Origin of the sequence: Bacillus sp. HMF5848 (assembly GCF_003944835.1) — a bacterium.
In the GTDB taxonomy this organism is placed as follows: Bacteria; Bacillota; Bacilli; order Bacillales; family HMF5848; genus HMF5848.
This window is the reverse complement of the sequence record NZ_RWIV01000001.1, coordinates 3,277,343-3,300,736: the sequence shown is the minus strand read 5'-3', so window position 1 is coordinate 3,300,736 and position 23,394 is coordinate 3,277,343. Positions and strand designations below refer to the sequence as shown.

Genomic DNA, 23,394 nt, shown 5'->3' with positions numbered 1-23,394 from the left:
AACAGAAATGTTATTTACCACTTAAAACTAAATGTGGCATATGAGACAAGCATATGGTTCATGCATGAATAATGTAAGATAGTCAAGGAGGCAGGATAATGATTACATATCCAACACTAGTAAAACCAGCCACGATTGGGGTGACAGCTTCTTCATCGGGTGTCCCTACTGAATTACATGACATACTTAAGCTTGCATGTCATCGAATGAACGAAAAAGGATTTAAAACCGTTTGTGGCGAAACCGTTTGGACACAACATAAGGCGAAATCCGCTTCCGCTCTCGTTCGTGCTGACGAATTTAACACAATGATGAAAGACGACAACATACATATGATAGTGCCCCCCTTGGGTGGCGAATTGTTACTTGAGATGATAGAGTATGTTGACTTTGAAAACATCCGCGAAAAGTGGGTGCTCGGGTATTCGGATGTAAGTGTTTTGCTATTAGCGATTACGTTAAAAACTGGAATGGCGACTGCTCATGGTCCAAATTTAATGGAGTTACGAGGCGAATTTGAAGATGATACGACAAGGAATTGGCAATCTGTACTAGCAACAAAACGCGGCGAAACCGTTACGCAATATGCTTCTGAAAAATATCAAGCGAAATGGCAACACCACGATTCTTCATCTTGTGTATTTCATTTAACAGAGCCAACGCATTGGCGAACAGTTTGTAGTAACAATTTTCATAAAATACAAGGGCGATTGCTAGGTGGCTGTATTGACATTATTCGCCATTTAATTGGAACACCATATGGAGATATGAAAAATTTTCAACAACAATTCATTAAAGGTGATAAAGTTATTTGGTACTTAGAAAACTGTGAACTGCGTACAACAGACTTACGAGTATCGTTAGTACAAATGACGTTGGCAGGGTGGTTTGACCAATGCGCAGGGATAATGTTTGGTCGAAGCTATGCGAATACAGCTGTTGAACAGTATACAGTGGAAGATGTGTATGAAGAATTAGCAAATGAACTGCAAATCCCTATTTTTTATGATCTTGACTTTGGTCATGTTCCGCCACAAATGACGCTCATTAATGGTGCGTTTGCAGAGGTAGAGGTGCAAGGTGGAAAAGGAAGCATAGTGCAACGATTTGTTTAGGAACAGTGTGTGATCTCATAGTCCAACCAAAGCGTGTAATCACTCATTAGTATTTTTTGCGATAACTTTGCATTACACGGTGAATACTTTGTTTATCTACAATCAGGTCAGGCTACTCATATTTCATTTTTCGAATAAACATATAGAGATAATTTGAACGTTTCATATGTTCTTATAATATAATAACTCATGTATGAGACCGAATTAATCCGACAATACTTGCAAGACAAGGAAAAATTTTTTACAATACATCTATGAGTTAAAAAAGAATGAACAAATACGATGATAAGGAATAGTAGTGAAGATATTCTGTTTAAGAGAACTGACGGGTGGTGCAAGTCAGGACAGAAGCTTTATGAACTCGCCTTTGAGTAGCAGTTATGAAAGGGAAGTAGTAGCTGTCGCATAGTCCACGTTACGGATGTAAAGTGAGCATTGTCTTTGACGACTTTGCTAATTAGGGTGGTACCACGGGTGTTATATCCTCTCGTCCCTTTGGGATGAGGGGATTTTTGCGTTTCCGTAAAAAATTTATACAATAGGATTAGCTATTTAGTTAAGGAGGACAACGGGCAATGAGCTTTAACCACATGGATATTGAGAAAAAGTGGCAAACGTATTGGGAACAAAATAAAACATTCCGTACAAAAGAGGAAAAAGGAAGAGAGAAATTTTATGCTCTTGATATGTTCCCGTATCCGTCTGGTGCAGGATTACATGTAGGGCACCCAGAAGGCTATACGGCTACAGATATTTTATCCCGTATGAAGCGTATGCAAGGATTAAATGTATTACATCCAATGGGGTGGGATGCGTTTGGTTTACCAGCAGAGCAGTATGCGTTAGACACAGGAAATGACCCAGCGGAATTTACGGAGCAAAACATCAACAATTTCCGCCGTCAAATTAAGGCGTTAGGATTTTCATACGATTGGGACCGTGAAATTAACACAACTGATCCTGAGTACTACAAGTGGACGCAGTGGATTTTCTTAAAGCTATACGAAAAAGGTTTAGCGTATGTAGATGAGGTTGCTGTTAACTGGTGTCCAGCTCTAGGAACAGTTTTAGCAAATGAAGAAGTTATTGACGGGAAAAGTGAACGTGGAGGGCATCCTGTAGAGCGACGACCTATGAGACAATGGATGTTAAAAATCACTGCATATGCTGATCGTCTACTTGAGGATCTGGAAGAATTAGATTGGCCTGAAAGTATTAAGGATATGCAGCGCAATTGGATTGGACGTTCAGAAGGTGCCGAAGTGACGTTTACTATTGACGGTACAAAGAATGAGTTTACAGTCTTTACAACAAGACCAGATACATTGTTTGGAGCTACTTATGCTGTTTTAGCACCAGAACATCCTCTTGTAGAAAAAATAACAACGGCGGATGAAAAACAAGCTGTCGAAGCATATATTGAAAAGATGAAAACGAAAAGTGATTTAGAGAGAACAGATCTTGCAAAAGATAAAACAGGTGTATTTACAGGAGCGTACGCTGTAAATCCTGTAAATGGCGAAAAAATGCCAATTTGGATTGCGGATTATGTACTAATGTCATATGGAACAGGAGCTATTATGGCGGTTCCAGGTCATGATGAGCGTGATTGGGAATTCGCGAAAAAATTCGACTTGCCAATAGTAGAAGTGGTTGCTGGCGGAAACATTGATGAAGCAGCATACACAGGCGACGGCGAGCATGTAAACAGCGGATTCTTAAATGGTTTAGATAAAGAAGAAGCCATTAGTAATATGATTGAATGGCTTGTCCAACAAGGGAAGGGACAAAAGAAAATAACGTACCGTCTTCGTGATTGGCTATTTAGTCGTCAGCGCTATTGGGGTGAGCCAATTCCAATCATTCATTGGGAGGATGGCACAATGGAGGCAGTGCCTGAAGATCAACTTCCACTTATGCTGCCAAAAACAACTGAAATTAAGCCATCAGGTACAGGTGAATCGCCACTTGCTAATATTGATGGATGGGTCAATGTGGTAGATGAAAAAACAGGTCGTAAAGGTCGCCGCGAAACAAACACAATGCCACAGTGGGCAGGTAGCTGCTGGTATTACTTACGATATATTGATCCGACAAATAGCAATAAGCTAGCAGACGATGATAAGTTAAAAGAATGGTTACCGGTCGATATTTATATTGGTGGTGCTGAGCATGCTGTACTCCACTTATTATATGCTCGCTTCTGGCACAAATTCTTATATGACATCGGTGTAGTGCCAACGAAGGAACCGTTCCAAAAGCTATATAACCAAGGAATGATTCTTGGTGAAAATAACGAAAAGATGAGTAAATCAAAAGGCAATGTTGTAAATCCAGATGATATCGTAGAAAGTCATGGTGCTGATACGCTTCGTTTATATGAAATGTTTATGGGGCCGCTTGATGCATCAATTGCTTGGTCAACAAACGGATTAGATGGATCACGCCGTTTCTTAGATCGTATTTGGCGTTTGTTAATTGACGATAATGGAAGCTTAACTTCGAAAATTACTGAAAATGATGACAGTGGTACGTTAGAGCGCGTGTATCATCAAACAGTGAAAAAAGTAACAGAGGATTTTGAAGGACTGCGTTTTAACACAGCAATTTCTCAAATGATGGTGTTTATCAATGATGCTTATAAAGCTGAAACCTTACCGAAGTCATACATTGAGGGGATTGTAAAGCTGTTAGCGCCAATTTGTCCTCATATCGCTGAGGAGCTTTGGAGTAAACTTGGACACGAGGATGGCATTGCATATGAAGCATGGCCAGCATACGATGAAGCGAAGCTTGTAGAAAATGAAATTGAAATCGTTGTTCAAGTTAATGGAAAAGTGAAAGCGAAGCTACAGGTGCCTGCTGAAGCATCGAGAGAACAACTTGAAGAAATTGCAATGGCTGACCTTAAAGTTAAAGAACAAATTGAAGGGAAAACTGTTCGTAAAGTCATTGCAGTACCAGGAAAGCTTGTAAATATCGTAGCGAATTAAATTTTTGTACTTCGCCGATAAGAAAGGTAAAATAAGAATACCTAAAAAAAGCGAGGGTTTGATGAAAAATGAAAGAAATTACAACAGAAGAGCTTCAGAAAAAACTAGAAGCAGGAGAAAAGCTTGCGCTAATTGACGTAAGAGAGCATGATGAAGTGGCACAAGGCATGATTCCAACAGCTAATCATATTCCAATGGGTGAGATTCCGTATAAACTAGATGAATTAGACAAAGATACAGAATACATTTTTGTTTGTCGTTCAGGAAATCGTAGCGGTAACGTATGTTATTTCCTTGAAGATCGAGGTTATAAAGTTACTAACATGGTTGGTGGTATGCTTGATTGGCGAGGCCGAACGGTCTGATTAAAAGCATGAAGAGCTTAGATCTGAAGTGATCTAAGCTCTTTTTCTTTCACGAATGCGTGATGGTATGCGTGCGTTTTTCCGGTTTATGCGTATGTTCCAGCCGTTTATGCGTAAATTTTTATTGTTTATGCGTATGTTCCAGCGGTTTATGCGTAAACTTTTATTGTTTATGCGTATGTTCCAGCGGTTTATGCGTAAACTTTTATTGTTTATGCGTATGTTCCAGCCGTTTATGCGTAAACTTTTATTGTTTATGCGTATGTTCCAGCCGTTTATGCGTAAATTTTTATTGTTTATGCGTAAATTCTAGCTGTTTATGCGTAAAACCCAGTTAGTTATGCGTAATTCCAAATATTTCAAAGTACTCAAAAGTTCAATGTTTATACATGTACAGGTTCCTTCTGTTTTTCCTTAGTTGAGTTTAATTTTTCAATTGCGTCTCTTGCTATCCAAACACCACATGCACTTGCTTGAGCGAGCCCTCTTGTGATTCCTGCTCCATCTCCACCAACATATAAACCGCTTATTTCTGTCTCGAATTTATCGTTAAGCTGAGGACGAGCTGAGTAGAATTTCGCCTCTACACCATAAAACAGTGTGTGTTCTGATGCAAGTCCAGGTGTGACTTTATCTAATGCTTCTGTCATCTCGATTAAGCTTTTTAAAGTGTTATAAGGCAGAACAAGGCCAAGGTCACCAGGAACCGCTTCTTTTAAAGTAGGCTCTAAAAATCCCTCTTTAATTCTTTTCTCTGTTGAACGTCGGCCCTTTAAAATATCACCATACTTTTGTACAATGATGCCACCGTTAGACAAGGCGTTAGCTAATTTTGAAATTTCATGAGCGTATTCGTTCGGCTTATCAAACGGATCAGAAAATTTATGAGAAACAAGCAAAGCAAAGTTCGTATTTTTGCTACCGAGCTTTGGGTCTTTGTAGGCGTGTCCATTCGCAAGCATAATGCCTGAATGATTCTCTACGACAACATGTCCTGAAGGATTGCTACAGAAAGTTCGGACTTGTGTACCAACGGATGTATTATAAATAAATTTACCTTCATATAAATTCTCATTTATTTCTTCCATAACAATATCAGAAGTTTCTACACGCACCCCAATATCAACTTGATTGTTAATCATCTTGATGCGACGTTTTTTCAATAAGTTCGTCAGCCAATGAGACCCATCTCGTCCAGGAGCAATGACAATTTTAGAGGCTGAAATAGTTTCACCGTTTTTTAAAGTGAGGCCCGTGATTGTATGTTTTCCGTCGTGCTTTTCAGTAAGGATATCAGCAACCTCTGTTTTAAATTGCATTTCAATTCTTTCACGTAAGTATTCGAAAATATCTTGTAATATTTGCAGATTTTGTTCCGTACCTAAGTGGCGAACTTGGGCTCGTAATAGCTTAAGTCCTGCAGCATATCCTTTTTTTTCAATTTCACGTACCTTGTCTGTCAAAGGATCGGTAATGGACTGAGTTGCGCCGTGCTCTAGATTAATAGAATCTACGTAGCTAATTAAATCCATTACTGTTGATTCAGATAGATAGTCTGTCATCCATCCACCGAATTCACTTGTTATATTAAACTTCCCATCAGAATAAGCACCAGCGCCGCCAAATCCATTTGTAATTGAACAAGCAGGTAGGCATCCGGCATATTCCTTTCTCCCCGCTGCTGGTGGACACTTTTCAATTTTTTTTTGTAAAATGGGACAATTTCTTTTATATATATCGTGCCCTTTATCTATTAGTAAAACAGAAGCATTAGGCATTTTTCTTGTAAATTCATAGCATGTAAAAATTCCCGCTGGTCCAGCACCAACTACAACTACATCATAGATTTTTGTCATTGTTATTCCCCCGGTATCAGAATTCCTTTAACCAAAAGCTACTATATCAGAGGATAAGGGGTGAAGTCAATGTTAATCACGAACATTAAAAAAAATATAAAATAAAATGTTCGTATTTGTTCAGTGTGGTAATTTTTTACTTTATTTTGTATTATTATATGTGAAAGTATGAGCATATGGAGATGATACTAATGACAGTGGAACGAATTAAGCTAGAAAAGGAAAAAGAAACGCTTTTAATCACGTTTTACAGTAAAGTATTAGAAACACAAAAAAAGAATCCTATATTAGTTGATGAGGAAGCGGTTAAACTGATGCAACGAATTGAATATGATTATTCGTTGCTGAAAGTACCGAAAAAAACACAAATTACTGTTTGTATTCGTGCAAAACTAATGGATGATTATGTATCAGAGTTTTTATTAAAACATCCGCAAGGAACGGTTATTAATATGGGCTGTGGACTAGATACCCGTTTTTTTAGAGTCGATAATGGTGCAGTGAAATGGTTTGATCTAGATTTTCCAGAAGTAATGGAGTTAAAGTCAAAGTTTTTCCCTGAAACAGATCGATATCGACATATTTCTTCATCAGTAACAGACTGGACTTGGCTAGAGCAAATTCAAATAGAGGGAAAGGTTATGGTAGTTGCTGAAGGTCTTCTCATGTATGTACAAGAAAATGAGGTTAAGATTTTGTTCGAAAAATTGCAGCATAAGCTTCCGGGAAGTCAGTTTGTGTTTGATGTCTTTAGTAGCATGACTGTTAACAAGATTAATAGACACCCTTCTATAAAGAAGACGGGAGCAAATCTATATTGGGGAATAGATGATGCAAAAGAAATTGAACGATGGGGAGATAACTTCGCGTTTATAGAGGAGCGCTATTTTGCTGAGTCAAAGGATGTTAGTAAACTATCATTTGGGTATAGAATGGGCTTCAAAGTAGCTGGACTGTTTCCGGTTGCGAATAAAGCTCATAGAATTGTGCTGTATCAGCTATGAAAATGCTGAGCATTTATCCGTTTGAAGACGATAAGAGCTCGGGATGTTGTTTTTCGAATAGGGACATTATTTAAAGGACAGTCTAGTTAAAAGCTTTTTGTGCTGTCCCTACTAATAATATTTTCTTGTATACTTGCTGCTTGAGTGAACGTAGCCCCATATCAAGTGTACGAAGGCTGATTCGAGAAACAAAGATGTTCAGACTACAATCTTACGTTGATTTACACGTTTAGTCCTTTCACAAAAAACGAAAAAAGCAGGAATCTTCAGCCTGCTTTTTTTTGAATTTTATTTGTCAATACTTCCTGCATTTATCCCCGCAAGGCGTCCAGTAATTAAAGCTGAAGTTATGTTATAGCCTCCTGTATATCCATGAACATCTAGTATTTCTCCACAAAAAAACAACCCATTCATTAGTTTTGATCCCATTGTTTTTGGGTCAATTTCTTTTACGGAGATTCCGCCACCCGTCACAAATGCTTTTTCGATTGACAATGTACCAGAAACAGTTAAGCGAAAGTCTTTACATAGGTTAGCAAACTGGCGTACCATTTCGTGAGATACATGACCAGAAGCAAGTTGAGGATCAATGTCAGCTTTTTCAAGCATAAATAACAAATAACGCTCCGGTATGATGCCTTTCCAAGCATTTTTGACAGCTTTTTTTGGTTCTTCTTTTAAAATTTTAATTAACTGTTGAAACAATAGCTCTACTGATGTATCTGGTAAGGCATCAATGCTAATGAATACGTCGTTCCCTTTTGCATTTTTTAAAGCTTTAACAACATATTGACTGCATCTTAAAGCAGCAGGACCGCTAATGCCAAAATGAGTAAACAGCATATCCATGCGATGTGTGACAGCTGTTTTTCCTTTATGATTAATGACGCTAACAGCTACATCCCTTAATGAAAGACCTTGAAGTTCTTTTTTCTTAATAAAAGGCTCATTTGATGTGATAGGCACCTCGGTAGGGAATAAATCTGTAACAGTATGGCCTGCTTTTTCAGCCCAAACATAACCATCGCCCGTGGAGCCTGTTTGCGGGACAGATTTCCCTCCTACAGCGATAACGACGGCTTTCGTCTCAATTGTCTCGCCTGTTTTTAATACGATTGCTTTTACATGACCATTTTCGTATTCAACAGTTTGCACAGGGGAGTTCACTTTAAAGGTTACGTTCAGCTTTTGACACGTATGTAACAGAGCTTTAACAACTGATTGAGCATCGTTAGTAACAGGAAACATACGCCCATGATCTTCTTCCTTCAGTTTAACTCCGAGATCCTCAAAAAAACGAATAATATCCTCGTTGTTAAATTGAGCAAATGCACTATATAAAAATCGCCCATTCCCTGGAATGTGTTTTATTATTTCTTCTACAGGTAAACGGTTTGTCACATTACAGCGTCCACCTCCGGAAATAGCAAGCTTTCGTCCTAGTTTGTCTCCTTTATCAACTAATAGAACGGAGGCTCCTTTTTCAGCAGCGCCTATAGCAGCCATTAAACCTGATGGACCGCCACCAATAACAATAACATCGAATTTCATGTATAATCCTACTCTCATTTGAATTCAATAAAATTATATCCAATATCGCATTTGGAGACAAATGTGATAAAATGGTCAAAGTACATGTGGAATGTATGCTGAAGTTTTTTGTTGTTACGCAAACTTGGTAAATGACTAAGCATTTCACTCCAGAAAATAAAAAATGCTAAACGGCTTAGTTTACCTTAATGAACCTTAAACATGTTTCTAAAAGAAAATAAATGAGGGATAGTATGTCAGATTCCAAGCTTATACGCGGTACCATGATACTGACAATGGGGGTTATGATTTCTAAAATTTTAGGACTCATCTATGTGTTCCCATTTTATGCTCTAGTTGGCCCGATTGGAGGGGCGTTATATCAATATACATATGTGCTTTATTCAATTTTTATAAGTTTATCCACTATGGGCATTCCCTTAGCTGTTTCTAAATTTATTTCAAAATATAATGCACTAGGTGAATATAAAGTAGGACGGCGTCTATTTAAGTCAGGCATGTTTGTCATGGGTACCACAGGGGTGTTAGCGTTTATAACTTTGTATATAACAGCACCATTTATTGCACCACTTGTTATTGTGGATGCAGACCAAGCGATTTCTGTAGAGCAATTAACAACTGTCGTAAGAGCAGTGAGCTTTGCCTTAATTCCGCTTCCAATTATGAGTTTAATTCGAGGCTTTTTTCAAGGGCATGAATCTATGGGACCAACTGCGGCTTCACAGGTTGTTGAACAAATTATTCGCATAGCCTTTTTACTAACAGGTACATTTATTGTTCTTCGAGTTATGAATGGAGACTTAACAACAGCTATTTCATTAGCAACCTTTGCTGCATTTGTCGGTACGCTCGGAGGCCTAGCTGTCCTGCTTGTTTATTTATATAAAAGAAAAGATTATTTAAATCAACAGCTAGAAGAGGATAAAGGGACGTATAATCCATCACTAAAACAGATTTACAAAGAACTGATATTATATGCCATACCATTTGTAGTAGTCGGTTTGTCAGGGATGTTATATCAGCTTATTGATCAACTTACGTTTAATCGTGCCATGGTAGCTATTGGCTTAGCAGAAGTAACAGATAGTTTGTTTACGATGCTGAACTTTACAAGCCAAAAGCTAGTTTTAATTCCTGTTTCCTTAGCTACAGCACTTGGACTAACGCTAATTCCTACCATCACGACGGCGTATGTAGGTGAAAATTATGTGCAATTGAAAAAATACTTACACCAAACATTTCAGATTGTATTTTTTCTAACATTTCCGGCTGCAATAGGGTTGTCTGTACTTGCAGGTCCAGCATATACGTTTTTTTATGAAAAAAGTCTACAAGGCTCGGCTATATTACAAGCATACGCCCCACTTGCTATTTTATTTGCGATGTTTTCTGTAACGTCTGCTATTATGCAAGGCATAAATCATCAACGTTTAACTATTTTAAGTATGTTAGCTGGTTTATTTGTGAAGCTTATCTTAAATTATTGGTTTATTACGATGTTTGCTGTTTATGGTGCGATAGCGGCAACGGCTCTAGGATATACTACTTCTATCGTTATCCAATTATATTTTATTAAGAAATACACAGGCTATAGTTATAGCTTTGTTGCAAGACGTATTTTGTTAATGATTATTTTTACGATAATGATGGCAATTGCTGTTAAGATATCAACGTATTTTGTGGGACTTGTTATTTCATACGAAGCAGGACGTTGGCATGCACTTATAGTAACGCTAGTTGGAGTTACTGTAGGTGGAGCACTTTATGGGTATTTGTCATATACGTCAGGTTTGCTCCAATATGTATTAGGGAACAGAATTCCTTTCTTATCTCGAAGGAAACAACAAGCAGAAGGGTAACAACAAAGTCTGGCAAAAGCCGGACTTTGTTGGTTTTTCTTAAGGTTTAGGTTATTCTCACAAGTAGAAATAGTACCTATTACCTTCAACTAATAATTATCGAAAGTATCTGCATACCCGAACTGGCGCTCAAGACGACGCAGGCGACGATTAAGGCGATTAATACGTCTTGTGTTAATTTCCACTTGACGTTCAAGCTGGTCTAAACGATCGTCATAATTAGGAAACCCTGGGCTTGGTGTTGGGAAACCTGGAATCGGGAAGTAAATAGATTGTGGTTGCTGTTGTTGTCTGTAAAACATGGCACACACTCCTCTAAATAATAGTCATAATATAACTATGTAAACCGGGCTCTTGTCGCATCATACAAAAGCCTATTTTTCAAAAAATAATATCTATAGGAAGTGTTCATTATGAGAATAGATAAATTACTGTCTAATATGGGGTACGGTAGTCGAAAGGACGTTAAAAAATTATTAAAAAGTGGGACAGTTAAGGCGAATGACGAAGTAATAAAAGATTCAAAGGAGCATGTAGATCCAGTTAATGATGTAGTTACAGTGCATGGTGAAGTTGTTGAATATAAAGAATTTATTTACTTAATGATGAACAAACCACCTGGAGTCATTTCTGCAACTGAGGATAATGTGGAAGAGACTGTTATTGACTTGCTAGAAATGGAGCATCAAATTTTTAATCCATTTCCAGTGGGGCGTCTTGATAAAGATACGGAGGGTTTGTTACTTATAACGAATGATGGCCAGCTCGCTCATCAGCTTCTTTCACCTAAGAAACATGTCTCAAAAACTTATTATGCAGTAATTGAAGGTGAAGTAACGGAAGCAGATGTAAAGGCTTTTAAGAGGGGTGTTGTATTAGATGATGGTTATGAAACAATGCCAGCGGAGTTGGAGATAATAAAATCAGGATTACGCTCTGAAATAGAAATAACTATTGTGGAAGGCAAATTTCACCAAGTTAAACGTATGTTTGAGGCAGTACAAAAACGCGTTGTTTATTTACAACGCCTCTCTATGGGACCTTTAAATCTGGATGAAACACTTGAATTAGGTGAGTATCGTGAATTGACAGACGAGGAACTAGATTTACTAAAGGGTAGGTAAGATGGAGAGCAGAAAAAAACTTCGCAGCTTTATGCGAAGTAGGATATGTAATTCTTACGACGTCATTTTGACTTTTCTTTTTGTAGTGGTCCACTTACCCTTGGCTGGACTAATAACTAGTTTGTTATATTCTAGAACATTTAAGTCTCTTTGAACCGTTCTAGGGGTGATACCGAACTCGTCAACAAGTTCCTGCGTAGTTACCGTTCCTTTTTCGTTAATAAACATATAAACGGATTTGATACGGGTTAACATACGGCTTGTTGAAGGTTTCAAAAAACCACTCCTCATCGAAAGTTTTTTGCAACTGAAGTACCCTACAAATTTATTGTACAATAAAGCTAATATAAAATTCTATAAATTGATAGAATTTTACACAATATTAACATACTTTTGTTAATAGCGTCACCTCTTTTTAGAAAGTAGTCTTTGTATGAAGCCCAAATTTACGAGGGTTGCTACCATACATATGTTAAACTATCATAATAATATGACTATTTTTATGAAAATTTAATATAATACTGCAAAATTTTCCAAGCGTTGAAAGGAGCTTACAAATGACAATCAATTGGCAAGCAGAAGTTGAGAACCGTAAACAGGACTTAATTACAAAAACACAAAAACTATTACAATTCGAAAGTATTCTTGACGAGGAGACAGCAACTGAGCAAGCCCCGTTTGGAATCGGCATACATAAGACGTTAAATTGGTTATTGGAAACCGCAGAGGCTGATGGCTTCACGGTAAAAAATGTTGACGGCTATGCAGGTCATATAGAGTTTGGAGAAGGCGAAGATATTGTTGGAGTTCTATGTCATATAGATGTTGTACCGGCTGGGGAGGGTTGGGAAACGCCACCCTTTTCTGCGGATATCAGAAATAATCGTATATATGCGCGCGGTGCCATGGACGATAAAGGACCTACTATGGCCGCTTATTTCGCACTGAAAATAGTAAAGGATTTAGCACTACCACTTAGCAAACGTATTCGGATCATTATTGGAACGGATGAAGAAAGTAATTGGCGTTGTGTAGATCATTATTTTAAAAAAGAAGAAATGCCAGCTATTGGTTTTGCTCCTGATGCTGATTTCCCGATTATTCACGCCGAAAAAGGAATTATAGACTGTGATTTTTCATTTGAGGTACAGCATTGTGAATCAGAGTCATTAGCAGTTGTTGAACATTTTTCAAGTGGTCAACGATATAATATGGTGCCTGATCTTGCAACAGTAACTATTAGCGGAAATGTTGAAAATATTGTAGGTGAGTTTGCTGCATTTTTGCAGCAATCTGGACTAATAGGCTCTTCTGAACAATCAAATGGTCATGTAACTTTAACACTAAAAGGAAAAGCTGCGCATGCCATGGAGCCGAATAATGGACTAAATGCGGGGATACAACTGGCAAGATTTATACACACATTGCAATTAGACGATCCTAGTGCTTCATTTTTTTCATTTATACATGATTATTTTGTTGATGATACGCGTGGTGAAAAATTAGCAATTGCATATGCAGACGATATATCTGGACCATTAACAGTAAATTTAGGGAAAATCTCATATTCAGAAAATGGTGGTTTATTAGGCGTGAATATTCGTTATCCTGTAACAGCGGATGGAGATTTTATTAAACATACGTTAACAAAAGCTAGTGAAAACACACCGTTTCACTTAGCTGCTTTTTCGGCTATGCCACCTCATCATGTAGAAAAGGATCATTCACTTATACAAACATTGCAGCAAGTGTATACAGAACAAACAGGGATGGCGGCTGATTTATTGGCAATCGGAGGGGGCACGTATGCGAGAGCGTTACATGCTGGAGTGGCGTTTGGCCCACTGTTCCCTGGCCGGGAAGATGTAGCTCATCAAAAGGATGAGTATTTTGAAATTGATGATTTATTAAAAGCTACATCGTTGTACGCACAAGCTTTGTTTGAACTAGCAAAATAGACAGGCAGGAGTTATTTACATGTCTTATACAAATGTTCAGCTGAAATTTAGCATGTTTTACTTTTTTGTATTTTTTGGAACAGGAGCTTTGTTCCCATTACTTTCAGTATATCTAGACGACTATATAGGGCTGACTGGTACGCAAATAGGTGTTGTTATGTCGATTACTCCTATTATATCTATTGTAGTTCAACCACTTTGGGGTATGATAGCTGATATAACAGGCAAGCCTCAAGTAATATTAGTAACAGTTATGTTAATGAGTGCGTTTATAGGATTTTTTTATGCTAACGTAACAGCCTACGGGATTATCTTTATAATGGCCGTTCTATTAGCTGTTTTTCAGAGTGCGATAGTCCCTATCTCTGATAGTATTGCTTTAAGTTATGTTCAGCGAGTAAAGGGGAATTACGGAAATATCCGTTTATGGGGAGCAATAGGATTTGCCACTGCTGTACTAGTAGCAGGCCGCTTGTCAGAGCTGATTGGCGCTAATATGATTTTTTATGCGTTTATAATAACTATCGTTATATCCGCCAGTATTGCTTGGTTCTTACCTCGCGAGAGACAGTCAGTGAGCGTTAATGTTTTCAAAGGAGTATCTCAACTTATAAAAACACCGCAATATGTATTGTTTTTAGCAACAACCTTCCTAGTATTTGGGCCAATATATGCTAATAATTTCTATTTTGGTATATTTATAAAAGATATTGGCGGGACACTAACAGGAATAGGATTAGCTTTTTTTCTAGCAGCTGGCAGTGAAGCGCCATTTATGAAATTCTCTAAAAATTTAATCCAGCGGTTTAGTTTAGAGAAGACCTTACTAGTGGCTGCCGCAATCTCAGCACTTAGATGGTTGTTTTATTTTACAGAGCCTTCTCTCATACTAGTTTATGCAACAACAGTCGCTCAAGGATTTTCTGTAGGGCTTTTTATACCAGCAGCTTTGCAATTTGTACGTGATGCTGCTCCGAAAACCGTTCAAGTTACAGCAGTGACCATGTATACTGCTGTTGGGAATGGGTTAGGAAGCTGGTTCTGTACGTTTATTGGCGGCGTTATTCTCGATAAATACGGGATAATGCCCGTGTATTTGTTATTTGCATCTTTAACAGTAGCAGGTTTGTTTGTGTTAGTTAGTATTATGATGCTTCAGAAAAGAGCTGAAGTACAAGTACATATATAGTGAGGGGATTACATGTCAGATACTCATTATTTTGTTGCAGCTGTGCTCCCACAAGAATTTAAGCAGCATATAGAAAGGTACTATTCCATACTAAAGGATGCTTTACCTTTTCAAAGGTGGGTGCATCCTGAAGACTTACATCTTACACTTGCATTTTTAGGAAAGAGTGGACAAGAACAATTACAAAAGCTTGTTCATGATTTAAATCTATTATTACAAGAGAAGCAGGCTTTTTCAGTAACTCTACATGGATTGAGTACATTTGGTAAAGTCACGTCACCGCGTGTTCTTTGGTGTGGCATTAAGAGAAAAGATGAACTTTTCTCTATACAGAAAGCGGTTTATAATATTTGCACACAAAATGGGTACGCACTAGACCAACGGCCGTATTCACCTCATATAACACTTGCTAGAAAGTGGCTAAGTGAAGAACCGTTCCGAGAAAATACACCGGTCGCAAGCGCGTTTACCGAGGAGTTTTCCTATAAAATAAAGATTAAAGAAATAGCGATTTATAAGACTTGCTTAAATAGAACACCAAAGTATAACCCTATTCACAAGTTTCAGCTTTTAACTTAGTGGTAGAGGGGGAGGAAGAATTGGGGCAATTAATTAAATTACAGGATTATATTTCCCGATACGAATCGGATATGTTTCGTTATCCAGGTCAATATATTCGTCTGAAAAACCAACAATGGACAAGGTTAAAAACAGCATGGGAGAATAATCCATTAGATGATTTTCAGGATGAGTATAGCGCAACTGAAGGGGAAGACTGGCTAAAGGATGATTCATATTCTTTATTTGGCTTTGTTAAGAAGGTATTTAAGAAAGAAGATGTAACAGATCATGAAGAGGAAAGTGAAGTTAACAGTATAACGCCTTTATCTGAAGATGAGCTAAAGCAAGTGTTTTTGAACAAGCTCATGTCATTTCAAATTAAATGGGCAAGCTCTACTTTAAGAGAAAAATCTTTTGTTGATAATCAATTTTTACATGATGAGATGTTGAAATATTTCTTGCAGAGATTTCCTGACACATATTTACTACTTTATAAGCCCATTTTTCAACTAAAGCAGGCAACTATAGAATTAGAAATAATCCTCGTAAGTCCATATGGCATACATTGTATTGTGATATGTGAAGACGACCATGATAGTGTGTTTTTAGGAGGAAAAGAGCGCTTTTGGACTTTACGCAAATCTGGTGTTCCGGAAAAGAAAGTGCTCTCTCCAGTAATTTCCTTGCAGCGCATGGCAAAAGTGGTACAGAGTATTCTTGAATTGCATGAAATTGATTTTCCAGTAAAACAAACTATTCTAAATAGAACAGGTTTTATTGATTTTCCTCATGAGCCTTATAATATTGACATTATTGATAAACGCCAATACACAACTTGGTTTGAAGGTATGAGATCTTCGCGTATCCCTCTAAAATCGATTCAGTTAAAAGCTGCTGCTGCACTGCTATCATTTTGTCAAACCACTTTTGTTAAACGTATTGAGTGGGAATCAGTGGAAGAAGATGATTTTGAAGAGGACAACTAAAAAGCTATAAAAAAAAGCTGGGACATAAGAGCCTGGCACCTTACTGAACACACTATATGTACGCGCTTATGTATTTTGCCCGCTCAATATAATGCGTTGTTGGGTGCCAGGCTCTTTGTTTTGTCCAAGCCTTATTTTGTGTTTTGTAGATAATAATGGTTAAGGGTGACTTATTAATTTTTTTTGTGTCGTAGGCCTTCCGATATAATAACCTTGTGCATAATGCATACCAATATTCTTACAATATTGTAGTTCCTCAGCTCGTTCTATTCCTTCAGCTAAAACAAATATGTTTAATTGTTCAGCTATTTCAACCACTTTTTTTAGAAACTGCTGTTTTGTTATATCAGCCTCACAATGAGAGATATATTTACGGTCAATCTTAACATAATCAGGTTGTAATTCTCGAAGCATTTCAAGTGTTGCATACCCACTACCTACATCATCAAGCGCAACTTTCATGCCGGATGCTTTATAGGTGTTCAATATTCTTTTTAAGTGTTTTACATCTTCAACTTTTTCTGTTTCAACCACTTCAAATATTAAATCCTCTGGTGAAACATTATATTTTCGGACTATGGAGAATGTGTGCTGTAAGCAAAAATCAGGATTGTAAATGGTAGATGGCAAAAAATTAATAAAGCTTTTTACTCCAGGAGGAATTAAGTTACTTCTAGCTTTAATCGCTTCCTCTCTAGCTCGCTTATCAAGATAAGAATGTGTACCAGTTATACTTGCCGTTTCAAATAATTCTTTTGGGCCAATTTCTGAAGGCATCGTTGTTCGTAATAAGTTTTCATACCCTAACAGCTTATTTGTTTCTAAATCAATGATAGGTTGAAGAGCTACCTTCAATTCTCCATGATAAATATATTCTAGAACCTTCTCGTAATGTATGTGATTATGAAAATAAGGATATCCTATAAAATGTAGATAGCTCGCGTTGCTCACGTTATTGACAGCGATTGCTATATTGTCCTTGTCACTGTTCTCTAAATCTTGCAAAGGTTCAAGTAGTGACTTTAACATTTTTTTAGATTCATATGAAATTGTAATTATTTGTTCATTTTCATAATTAATTAATTGACTTTCTTTTAAAGTAGGCATGGAAAGTAGTTTTTGTTGTATGGCTTCTGTTTCAGTTGCTATAAATACATATCCAACATCATATATCTTATATATAATAGAACAATTGGGACAATTATCAGACATTTTAGCGTCTTTCTCCTTTTCTTAGCTATTTAGTGTTGTTTTAAATAATAACTAACACTAAGCTTTCAATAATAATATTATCAAAATTAATACTATTTTCATATAAAATACGACTGAAGGGAAGAAATAAAATCATTGCTAAAAATTAAAAGAGCTTTTGAGGCGTATCTAGATGCACTAGATGTTGTGACGATTATTTTGGTGAGAACTTATAGAGAAGGGCAATCTAATAAGTTTACCTTACATGTGAATGATAAGAATTTTTCTTTACCAATTGTAAAAAAAGAAGACCATCATGCTTTTGTAAAATATGAATGTAGGCTCCCTTTTTATATAAAATTAGATTCAGTGTATGATGTTGAGGATGAATACGGGGTTTTTACTGATTTACAAATAGGTGCCGTCATTCGCACGAAAGAGTTTGATAGGTTATATTATTATGATGGCAACGATTTAGGGGTAACGTATACGCACACTGACACAACCTTTAAAGTATGGGCACCAACGGCATCTTCAGTGAAAATAAAAATTAGAAGACCACATCATGAGTATTTTGAACAAATAAGTATGTTTCAAGGGGAAAAAGGAGTCTGGACGGCGTGTGTACAAGGTGATTTGAACGGCGCACAATATACTTACTTAGCTTGTGTAAACCTTGTTTGGCGAGAGGCTGTTGACCCTTATGCAAAGGCTGTTTCTATGAATGGGGAGTATGGAGTAGTGGTTGATCTTCACGCTTCAAGATTGCCAGCACTAAAAAGACAAAGGTTAGAGCAAACAACAGATGCCATTATTTATGAATTACATGTTAGAGATTTCTCAATACATCCTGCTAGTGGTATAAATCATAAAGGGAAGTATGTAGCATTTACAGAAAAAGATACAACTGATCTAAAGGGACTTTCAACTGGTATTGAGTACATTAAGCAATTAGGTGTCACACATATTGAGTTACTGCCAGTAAATGATTTTGCAGGTGTTGATGAAAGAAGTCCTGACACTGCTTACAATTGGGGATACAATCCATTAAATTTTTTTGCAGTAGAAGGAAGCTATGCAACCGATCCAAATGACCCTTATAACAGAATTTATGAGTTAAAGCGTGCAATCCGGAGTATACATGAGCAAGGATTATTTGTCATTCTCGATGTTGTGTATAATCATGTTTTTGAAAGAGAAGAATCAAGCTTTGAGAAATTAGTGCCAGGTTATTATTTTCGATATGATCAATATGGATTTCCATCTAATGGGACTGGGGTAGGAAATGACATTGCCTCTGAACGTCTTATGGTACGAAAATTTGTTTTAGATTGTGTTAAATACTGGCTAAATGAATATCAAGTGGATGGCTTTCGTTTTGATTTGATGGGTATTCTTGACATACAAACGATGAATGAAGTGAGAAAAGTATGTGATGAGGTAGACCCGACGATTCTTTTATTGGGAGAAGGCTGGGATTTAAATACACCGATGCATAGTAGCGAAAAGGCGACTATACACAACACTGCAAAAATGCCACGAATTGCTCATTTTAATGATAAATTTCGTGATAGCATTAAAGGAAGTACATTTAATTTACATGATAAAGGCTTTACATTAGGTAGTCATAATAAAAAAAGAGAAGCGATGTTGTGTATCGCTGGAAGTGTACCAACAACAAATAGTGATGTACGGTTATTTGTAAGTCCAGCTTACTCCATTAATTATGTTGAATCACATGATAATCACACATTATGGGATAAGCTAGCAAAAAGTAATGAACATGAGGATGAAGCTATTCGCCGTCGTCGTCATCAATTAGCGACGTCCATTGTGATATTGTCTCAAGGTATTCCTTTTATACACGCAGGTCAGGAGTTTTATCGTACAAAACAGGGAGATGCCAACAGTTATCGATCACCGGATCATATTAATTGGCTTGACTGGGAACGTAGGGCACTACAAAATGCTGATGTTGATTTTATAAAAGGGTTAATTCAGCTACGAAAATATCATGGGGCATTTAGGCTTTCAACTGCAACTCAAATATTCAACCATATGACTTTCATTGATTGCAGTGAATCAGTAGTTGCTTTTCATTTGCAGGATGTGGCACGTTTTGGGCCGTGGAAGCAAATTGTAGTGGCGTTTAATAATGATTCTAGCTCACAATATTTACAATTGCCTGATTCGGACTGGTTCGTTGCTTGTGATGGAAAACAAGTTACATTAGCTCAAGATATGTCTGTGAAAGGTAATGAATTTGAAATACCGGGTATATCAACTATAGTATTATATAAGTGATTTGGGAAGAATTACAATATATAATTATCTTTAAGAACGAGAGTTTGTCTTGACGAAAAAAGGAGAAATACGTAAAATCTAAGATAAGGATGGCTATTGTCCCTCTGTTTGGCAATAGCTGTCTTTTTTATTCGAGAATCAGAATAGAGGACTTAGATTACCTAGAAAAATGTAATCTGCAGCGTAATGTTGATGTATACGTTCTAAACAACTAGCTATTTTTGTAATGTTTAACAGACTTATTGTTTTACATAGAGCAAACAGTGTAAGTGGGTATCTGGATCCACTACTATCACTACTAACGAATGTAGCAGTTAAAAGATAGTACTGCGGGAGAAAGTATAGAAGGTGACAAAAGTGGAACATTTTTTAGGTGATGAGTGGGAGATAGTTCCTGCAGGTGGCGTGACAGGAGATGCTTATTTAGCTACATTCGAAGAACAAAAGCTTTTCTTGAAAAGAAATTCTTCACCATTTATTGCTGTATTATCAGCAGAAGGAATTGTCCCTAAACTTGTTTGGACAAAACGATTAGAAAACGGAGACGTCATAACGGCACAGCATTGGTTAAATGGTAGGGTTTTGAGACCGGTTGAAATGGAAAGTGTTGACGTAGCACGTTTACTACGAAAAATACATCACTCACAGCCGCTCTTAAACATGTTTAAAAGACTTGGAAAAAAACCGTTACTACCTAAAATGCTTCTGTCAGATATTCGCGTTACTCTTGATTATAATATGAAAGATTGCAACGTATGTCACCGAGCATTACAATACTTAGATGCACATGTAAACAAAATGACTACCGAGGAATATGTGGTTTGTCATAGTGACATCAATCATAATAATTGGATATTATCTGATAACAACGAGCTATATTTAATTGATTGGGATGGAGCTGTAATAGCTGATCCGGCCATGGATATAGGCATGCTACTATATTGGTATATTCCTGAATATAAATGGGAAACATGGCTTGCTGCATACGGACTTACATTAAACGACTCCATGAAACATAGAATGAAGTGGTATGTAATTGCCCAGACTGTGCTATCTGCAATCTGGAATAAAAATAGAGCTAAAAAAGAAGAGTATGATCGTTGCATTGCTTTAATAAAAAAATATGTACCAAATAATTAAAGCAGACCTCTATTATAAGGGTCTGCTTTTAGGATTTACAAAGTTAAGAATGCCTACTAGCAAGCCATAGATAAGATGCACGTGGGCACATATTGCTTTTAAGAAAATTGATCAATTTGTGAAATCCAACTTCCGATATTTTGTTGGTGACCTTGTATATGCTCGTCTAAATGTTGGGAGTATTGCCCTGTTTGGCTATAACTATAAATATCCTCTAGCACATGCTTTAAGTTTGAATCGAGGCTTGTGTTAACCATTAAAGATTTAATTAAACGTTCAAGCTGCTCGCATTCGGCAACAGTCCCACAGCAGTCGAGCTCATGTTCACTCAAAATATCACGTAGTACACTTATTTGATGTTGGCTGTTTAAAGGCATTTGACCACATCCTCATAATTGTATAGAATCAATATTACTATGTGTTTTTATTATTAATTTTATACGTGTCAAACAGCCGATCAAGAACGATTGGCTTTTTAAAATGCAACAAATTGATGGATTTTGAAGAAAATAGATATAAGAGGTGTTTTTACATGCGATTACGACATAAGCCGTGGGCAAAGGATAAATTATTAGAGCATTCTAACATAGTTATTCATGAACCAGAGAAATATAAAGGTAAATGGCATGAAGTGTTCGGAAATAATAATCCCATTCATATAGAAGTTGGGACTGGAAAAGGTCAATTCATTGTAGGAATGGCGAAGTCGAACCCTCATATTAATTACTTTGGTATAGAGCTTTACGAAAGTGTTATAATATCAGCACTTGATAAGGCTATTGAAGAACAGTTGCCAAACTTACGTTTGTTAAATAAAAATGCTGTTGATTTACGTGATTTTTTCCAAAAAGGTGATATAGCACGAGTCTATTTAAATTTCTCAGACCCTTGGCCAAAATCAAGACATGAGAAGCGCCGTTTAACGTACGAATCATTTTTAAGTATTTATGAAGATATCATGGTTCCAGATGGTGAGCTTCATTTTAAAACGGATAACCAAGGCTTGTTTGAATATTCGTTAACGAGTTTTTCAGCATATGGATTGATATTAAAAATCGTAAGCTTAGACTTACACAATAGTGATTTTGAAGGCAACATTATGACAGAATATGAAGAAAAGTTTTCTGCTAAAGGTCAACGTATTTATAGGTCAGAGGTAACATTTAAAAACAGGCGAGGAAAGGTAGCTAATACAAAAGTATAAATCACTCAGGACAACTTATCTAATCGGTTGTCCTTTTTGAATGGTTAAAAAGAAGTATCTAGCCTTCACTGTGAGTGATTTAATATCAGAATGCTAGAGATATTTATCAGAATAATGGTAAAATAAATTCAAAACAGAGAAGGTGGGGATATGGTGGAGACGTTACAAATAGGTGATATTACATTAACATGGTTACAAGGTGGGGTGACTCATTTAGATGGTGGTGCAATGTTCGGTGTTGTACCAAAGCCTTTGTGGAGCAAAAAGTATCCTTTTAATGACCGGAATCAAATAGAGCTTCGCACTGATCCCATTTTAGTGCAAAAAGGGAACAAAAATATTCTTATTGAAGCGGGAATTGGCAATAATAAAATGTCAGATAAAGCGAAGCGGAATTTTGGGGTAACAGAGGAATCACGTATTGAAGAAAGTCTACAGCGCCTTGGTCTAACCACAGCACAAATTGACACAGTTATTATGACGCACTTACATTTTGATCATGCATGTGGTCTGACGAGGTGGGAAGGCGATAAATTAGTGTCTACGTTTGAAAATGCAAATATAATTACAACTACAGAAGAATGGGAAGAAATGCGTAACCCAAATATCCGTTCTAAATCTACATATTGGATTGAAAATTGGCAAGCCATTGTTGACCAAGTTGAACCATTCAAGGAAAAACATATAGTTATCCCAGGAATTGAGTGTATTCATACAGGAGGACATAGTGCCGGTCATGCTATTGTAAAAATGGAAGATGGAAATGACACGGCTATTCATATGGCAGATATTATGCCGACACATGCTCATAATAATGTTTTATGGGTAATGGCGTATGATGACTATCCAATGACATCGATTGATCAAAAGCAAACGTGGATGAAGTACGGAATTGAACGAGATGCATGGTACACGTTTTACCATGATGCGTTTTATCGAGCAATAAAGTGGAATGATTCTCGAGAAATTGTTTCTGAGCTGAAAAGAAGCTAGG

General features: G+C 37.0%; 20 protein-coding genes and 1 other annotated feature. Of the genes, 14 read left to right on the top strand and 6 right to left on the bottom strand.

All coding sequences use genetic code 11. The annotated features are described in order from the left end of the window. Positions 1 to 98: 98 nt before the first annotated feature. From EJF36_RS15825 to EJF36_RS15815, 3 genes are all read left to right on the top strand, one after another. A complete protein-coding gene (locus tag EJF36_RS15825; RefSeq protein ID WP_125907247.1) occupies positions 99 to 1,115 on the top strand; it encodes a S66 family peptidase in 1,017 nt (338 codons plus the stop codon). 273 nt (positions 1,116 to 1,388) lie between these two features. After that, positions 1,389 to 1,613 (top strand) — a binding site (T-box leader). A 77-nt stretch (positions 1,614 to 1,690) separates the two neighbouring features. After that, entirely contained in the window at positions 1,691 to 4,108 is a 2,418-nt protein-coding gene (gene leuS / locus EJF36_RS15820) for a leucine--tRNA ligase (RefSeq protein ID WP_125907246.1), read from the top strand. A gap of 68 nt (positions 4,109 to 4,176) precedes the next feature. Next, on the top strand, positions 4,177 to 4,473 hold the full coding sequence (locus tag EJF36_RS15815; protein WP_125907245.1) for a rhodanese-like domain-containing protein: 297 nt from the start codon (positions 4,177 to 4,179) through the stop codon (positions 4,471 to 4,473). A 383-nt stretch (positions 4,474 to 4,856) separates the two neighbouring features. Here the strand turns inward: EJF36_RS15815 and EJF36_RS15810 are convergent, their stop codons facing one another. Then, on the bottom strand, positions 4,857 to 6,329 hold the full coding sequence (locus EJF36_RS15810; protein WP_125907244.1) for an NAD(P)/FAD-dependent oxidoreductase: 1,473 nt from the start codon (positions 6,327 to 6,329) through the stop codon (positions 4,857 to 4,859). 191 nt (positions 6,330 to 6,520) lie between these two features. On the opposite strand from EJF36_RS15810, the gene EJF36_RS15805 reads away from it, so the two are divergent. Next, the gene (locus EJF36_RS15805; protein ID WP_185806935.1) at positions 6,521 to 7,333 is read left to right on the top strand and encodes a class I SAM-dependent methyltransferase; all 813 of its coding nucleotides are present in this window, start codon (positions 6,521 to 6,523) and stop codon (positions 7,331 to 7,333) included. Between the two features lie 288 nt (positions 7,334 to 7,621). Here the strand turns inward: EJF36_RS15805 and EJF36_RS15800 are convergent, their stop codons facing one another. Beyond that, positions 7,622 to 8,884 (bottom strand): BaiN/RdsA family NAD(P)/FAD-dependent oxidoreductase, encoded by a 1,263-nt coding sequence (locus tag EJF36_RS15800; RefSeq protein WP_125907242.1) that lies wholly within the window; start codon positions 8,882 to 8,884, stop codon positions 7,622 to 7,624. Between the two features lie 233 nt (positions 8,885 to 9,117). Between EJF36_RS15800 and EJF36_RS15795 the strand changes: the two genes are divergently transcribed. Beyond that, positions 9,118 to 10,743, top strand: coding sequence for a putative polysaccharide biosynthesis protein (locus EJF36_RS15795; protein WP_125907241.1), 1,626 nt, complete (start codon positions 9,118 to 9,120; stop codon positions 10,741 to 10,743). Positions 10,744 to 10,832: 89 nt separating this feature from the next. Here EJF36_RS15795 and EJF36_RS15790 read toward each other — a convergent pair whose 3' ends face one another. Further along, the gene (locus EJF36_RS15790; protein ID WP_125907240.1) at positions 10,833 to 11,045 is read right to left on the bottom strand and encodes a hypothetical protein; all 213 of its coding nucleotides are present in this window, start codon (positions 11,043 to 11,045) and stop codon (positions 10,833 to 10,835) included. A gap of 111 nt (positions 11,046 to 11,156) precedes the next feature. On the opposite strand from EJF36_RS15790, the gene EJF36_RS15785 reads away from it, so the two are divergent. Then, positions 11,157 to 11,867, top strand: a complete 711-nt coding sequence (locus tag EJF36_RS15785; RefSeq protein ID WP_125907239.1) for a pseudouridine synthase — start codon at positions 11,157 to 11,159, stop codon at positions 11,865 to 11,867. A gap of 54 nt (positions 11,868 to 11,921) precedes the next feature. Here EJF36_RS15785 and EJF36_RS15780 read toward each other — a convergent pair whose 3' ends face one another. Beyond that, a complete protein-coding gene (locus EJF36_RS15780) occupies positions 11,922 to 12,143 on the bottom strand; it encodes a DeoR family transcriptional regulator (RefSeq protein WP_125907238.1) in 222 nt (73 codons plus the stop codon). A gap of 287 nt (positions 12,144 to 12,430) precedes the next feature. Between EJF36_RS15780 and pepV the strand changes: the two genes are divergently transcribed. Genes pepV through EJF36_RS15760 form a run of 4 tightly spaced genes read left to right on the top strand, consistent with a single transcriptional unit; the run spans position 12,431 to position 16,561 of the window. After that, a complete protein-coding gene (gene pepV, locus EJF36_RS15775) occupies positions 12,431 to 13,825 on the top strand; it encodes a dipeptidase PepV (RefSeq protein WP_260471995.1) in 1,395 nt (464 codons plus the stop codon). Between the two features lie 19 nt (positions 13,826 to 13,844). Next, positions 13,845 to 15,014, top strand: coding sequence for an MFS transporter (locus tag EJF36_RS15770; protein ID WP_125907236.1), 1,170 nt, complete (start codon positions 13,845 to 13,847; stop codon positions 15,012 to 15,014). Between the two features lie 12 nt (positions 15,015 to 15,026). Continuing rightward, a complete protein-coding gene (gene thpR / locus EJF36_RS15765; RefSeq protein ID WP_125907235.1) occupies positions 15,027 to 15,593 on the top strand; it encodes an RNA 2',3'-cyclic phosphodiesterase in 567 nt (188 codons plus the stop codon). Positions 15,594 to 15,613: 20 nt separating this feature from the next. Then, positions 15,614 to 16,561, top strand: a complete 948-nt coding sequence (locus tag EJF36_RS15760; RefSeq protein WP_125907234.1) for an NERD domain-containing protein — start codon at positions 15,614 to 15,616, stop codon at positions 16,559 to 16,561. Positions 16,562 to 16,720: 159 nt separating this feature from the next. Here the strand turns inward: EJF36_RS15760 and EJF36_RS15755 are convergent, their stop codons facing one another. Further along, positions 16,721 to 17,773 (bottom strand): EAL domain-containing protein, encoded by a 1,053-nt coding sequence (locus EJF36_RS15755; RefSeq protein ID WP_125907233.1) that lies wholly within the window; start codon positions 17,771 to 17,773, stop codon positions 16,721 to 16,723. Between the two features lie 135 nt (positions 17,774 to 17,908). On the opposite strand from EJF36_RS15755, the gene pulA reads away from it, so the two are divergent. Together pulA and EJF36_RS15745 are read left to right on the top strand one after the other, a co-directional pair. Next, on the top strand, positions 17,909 to 20,056 hold the full coding sequence (pulA, locus tag EJF36_RS15750) for a type I pullulanase (RefSeq protein WP_125907232.1): 2,148 nt from the start codon (positions 17,909 to 17,911) through the stop codon (positions 20,054 to 20,056). Positions 20,057 to 20,413: 357 nt separating this feature from the next. Next, a complete protein-coding gene (locus tag EJF36_RS15745) occupies positions 20,414 to 21,196 on the top strand; it encodes a phosphotransferase family protein (protein WP_125907231.1) in 783 nt (260 codons plus the stop codon). A 98-nt stretch (positions 21,197 to 21,294) separates the two neighbouring features. On the opposite strand, the gene EJF36_RS15740 is transcribed toward EJF36_RS15745, so the two are convergent. After that, on the bottom strand, positions 21,295 to 21,573 hold the full coding sequence (locus tag EJF36_RS15740) for a YtzH-like family protein (RefSeq protein WP_125907230.1): 279 nt from the start codon (positions 21,571 to 21,573) through the stop codon (positions 21,295 to 21,297). Between the two features lie 155 nt (positions 21,574 to 21,728). Here EJF36_RS15740 and trmB point away from each other — a divergent pair, with 155 nt between their 5' ends. Continuing rightward, positions 21,729 to 22,400, top strand: coding sequence for a tRNA (guanosine(46)-N7)-methyltransferase TrmB (gene trmB / locus EJF36_RS15735; protein WP_125907229.1), 672 nt, complete (start codon positions 21,729 to 21,731; stop codon positions 22,398 to 22,400). Between the two features lie 153 nt (positions 22,401 to 22,553). After that, a complete protein-coding gene (locus tag EJF36_RS15730) occupies positions 22,554 to 23,393 on the top strand; it encodes a YtnP family quorum-quenching lactonase (protein WP_125908414.1) in 840 nt (279 codons plus the stop codon). The last annotated feature ends 1 nt before the right edge of the window (position 23,394 follow it).

Bases quoted from the DNA above. Each gene is read 5' to 3' on its own strand.
- EJF36_RS15825 (WP_125907247.1), top strand. From the start codon at position 99: ATGATTACATATCCAACACTAGTAAAACCAGCCACGATTGGGGTGACA.
- leuS (WP_125907246.1), top strand. From the start codon at position 1,691: ATGAGCTTTAACCACATGGATATTGAGAAAAAGTGGCAAACGTATTGG.
- EJF36_RS15815 (WP_125907245.1), top strand. From the start codon at position 4,177: ATGAAAGAAATTACAACAGAAGAGCTTCAGAAAAAACTAGAAGCAGGA.
- EJF36_RS15810 (WP_125907244.1), bottom strand. From the start codon at position 6,329: ATGACAAAAATCTATGATGTAGTTGTAGTTGGTGCTGGACCAGCGGGA.
- EJF36_RS15805 (WP_185806935.1), top strand. From the start codon at position 6,521: ATGACAGTGGAACGAATTAAGCTAGAAAAGGAAAAAGAAACGCTTTTA.
- EJF36_RS15800 (WP_125907242.1), bottom strand. From the start codon at position 8,884: ATGAAATTCGATGTTATTGTTATTGGTGGCGGTCCATCAGGTTTAATG.
- EJF36_RS15795 (WP_125907241.1), top strand. From the start codon at position 9,118: ATGTCAGATTCCAAGCTTATACGCGGTACCATGATACTGACAATGGGG.
- EJF36_RS15790 (WP_125907240.1), bottom strand. From the start codon at position 11,045: ATGTTTTACAGACAACAACAGCAACCACAATCTATTTACTTCCCGATT.
- EJF36_RS15785 (WP_125907239.1), top strand. From the start codon at position 11,157: ATGAGAATAGATAAATTACTGTCTAATATGGGGTACGGTAGTCGAAAG.
- EJF36_RS15770 (WP_125907236.1), top strand. From the start codon at position 13,845: ATGTCTTATACAAATGTTCAGCTGAAATTTAGCATGTTTTACTTTTTT.
- thpR (WP_125907235.1), top strand. From the start codon at position 15,027: ATGTCAGATACTCATTATTTTGTTGCAGCTGTGCTCCCACAAGAATTT.
- EJF36_RS15755 (WP_125907233.1), bottom strand. From the start codon at position 17,773: ATGTCTGATAATTGTCCCAATTGTTCTATTATATATAAGATATATGAT.
- EJF36_RS15740 (WP_125907230.1), bottom strand. From the start codon at position 21,573: ATGCCTTTAAACAGCCAACATCAAATAAGTGTACTACGTGATATTTTG.
- trmB (WP_125907229.1), top strand. From the start codon at position 21,729: ATGCGATTACGACATAAGCCGTGGGCAAAGGATAAATTATTAGAGCAT.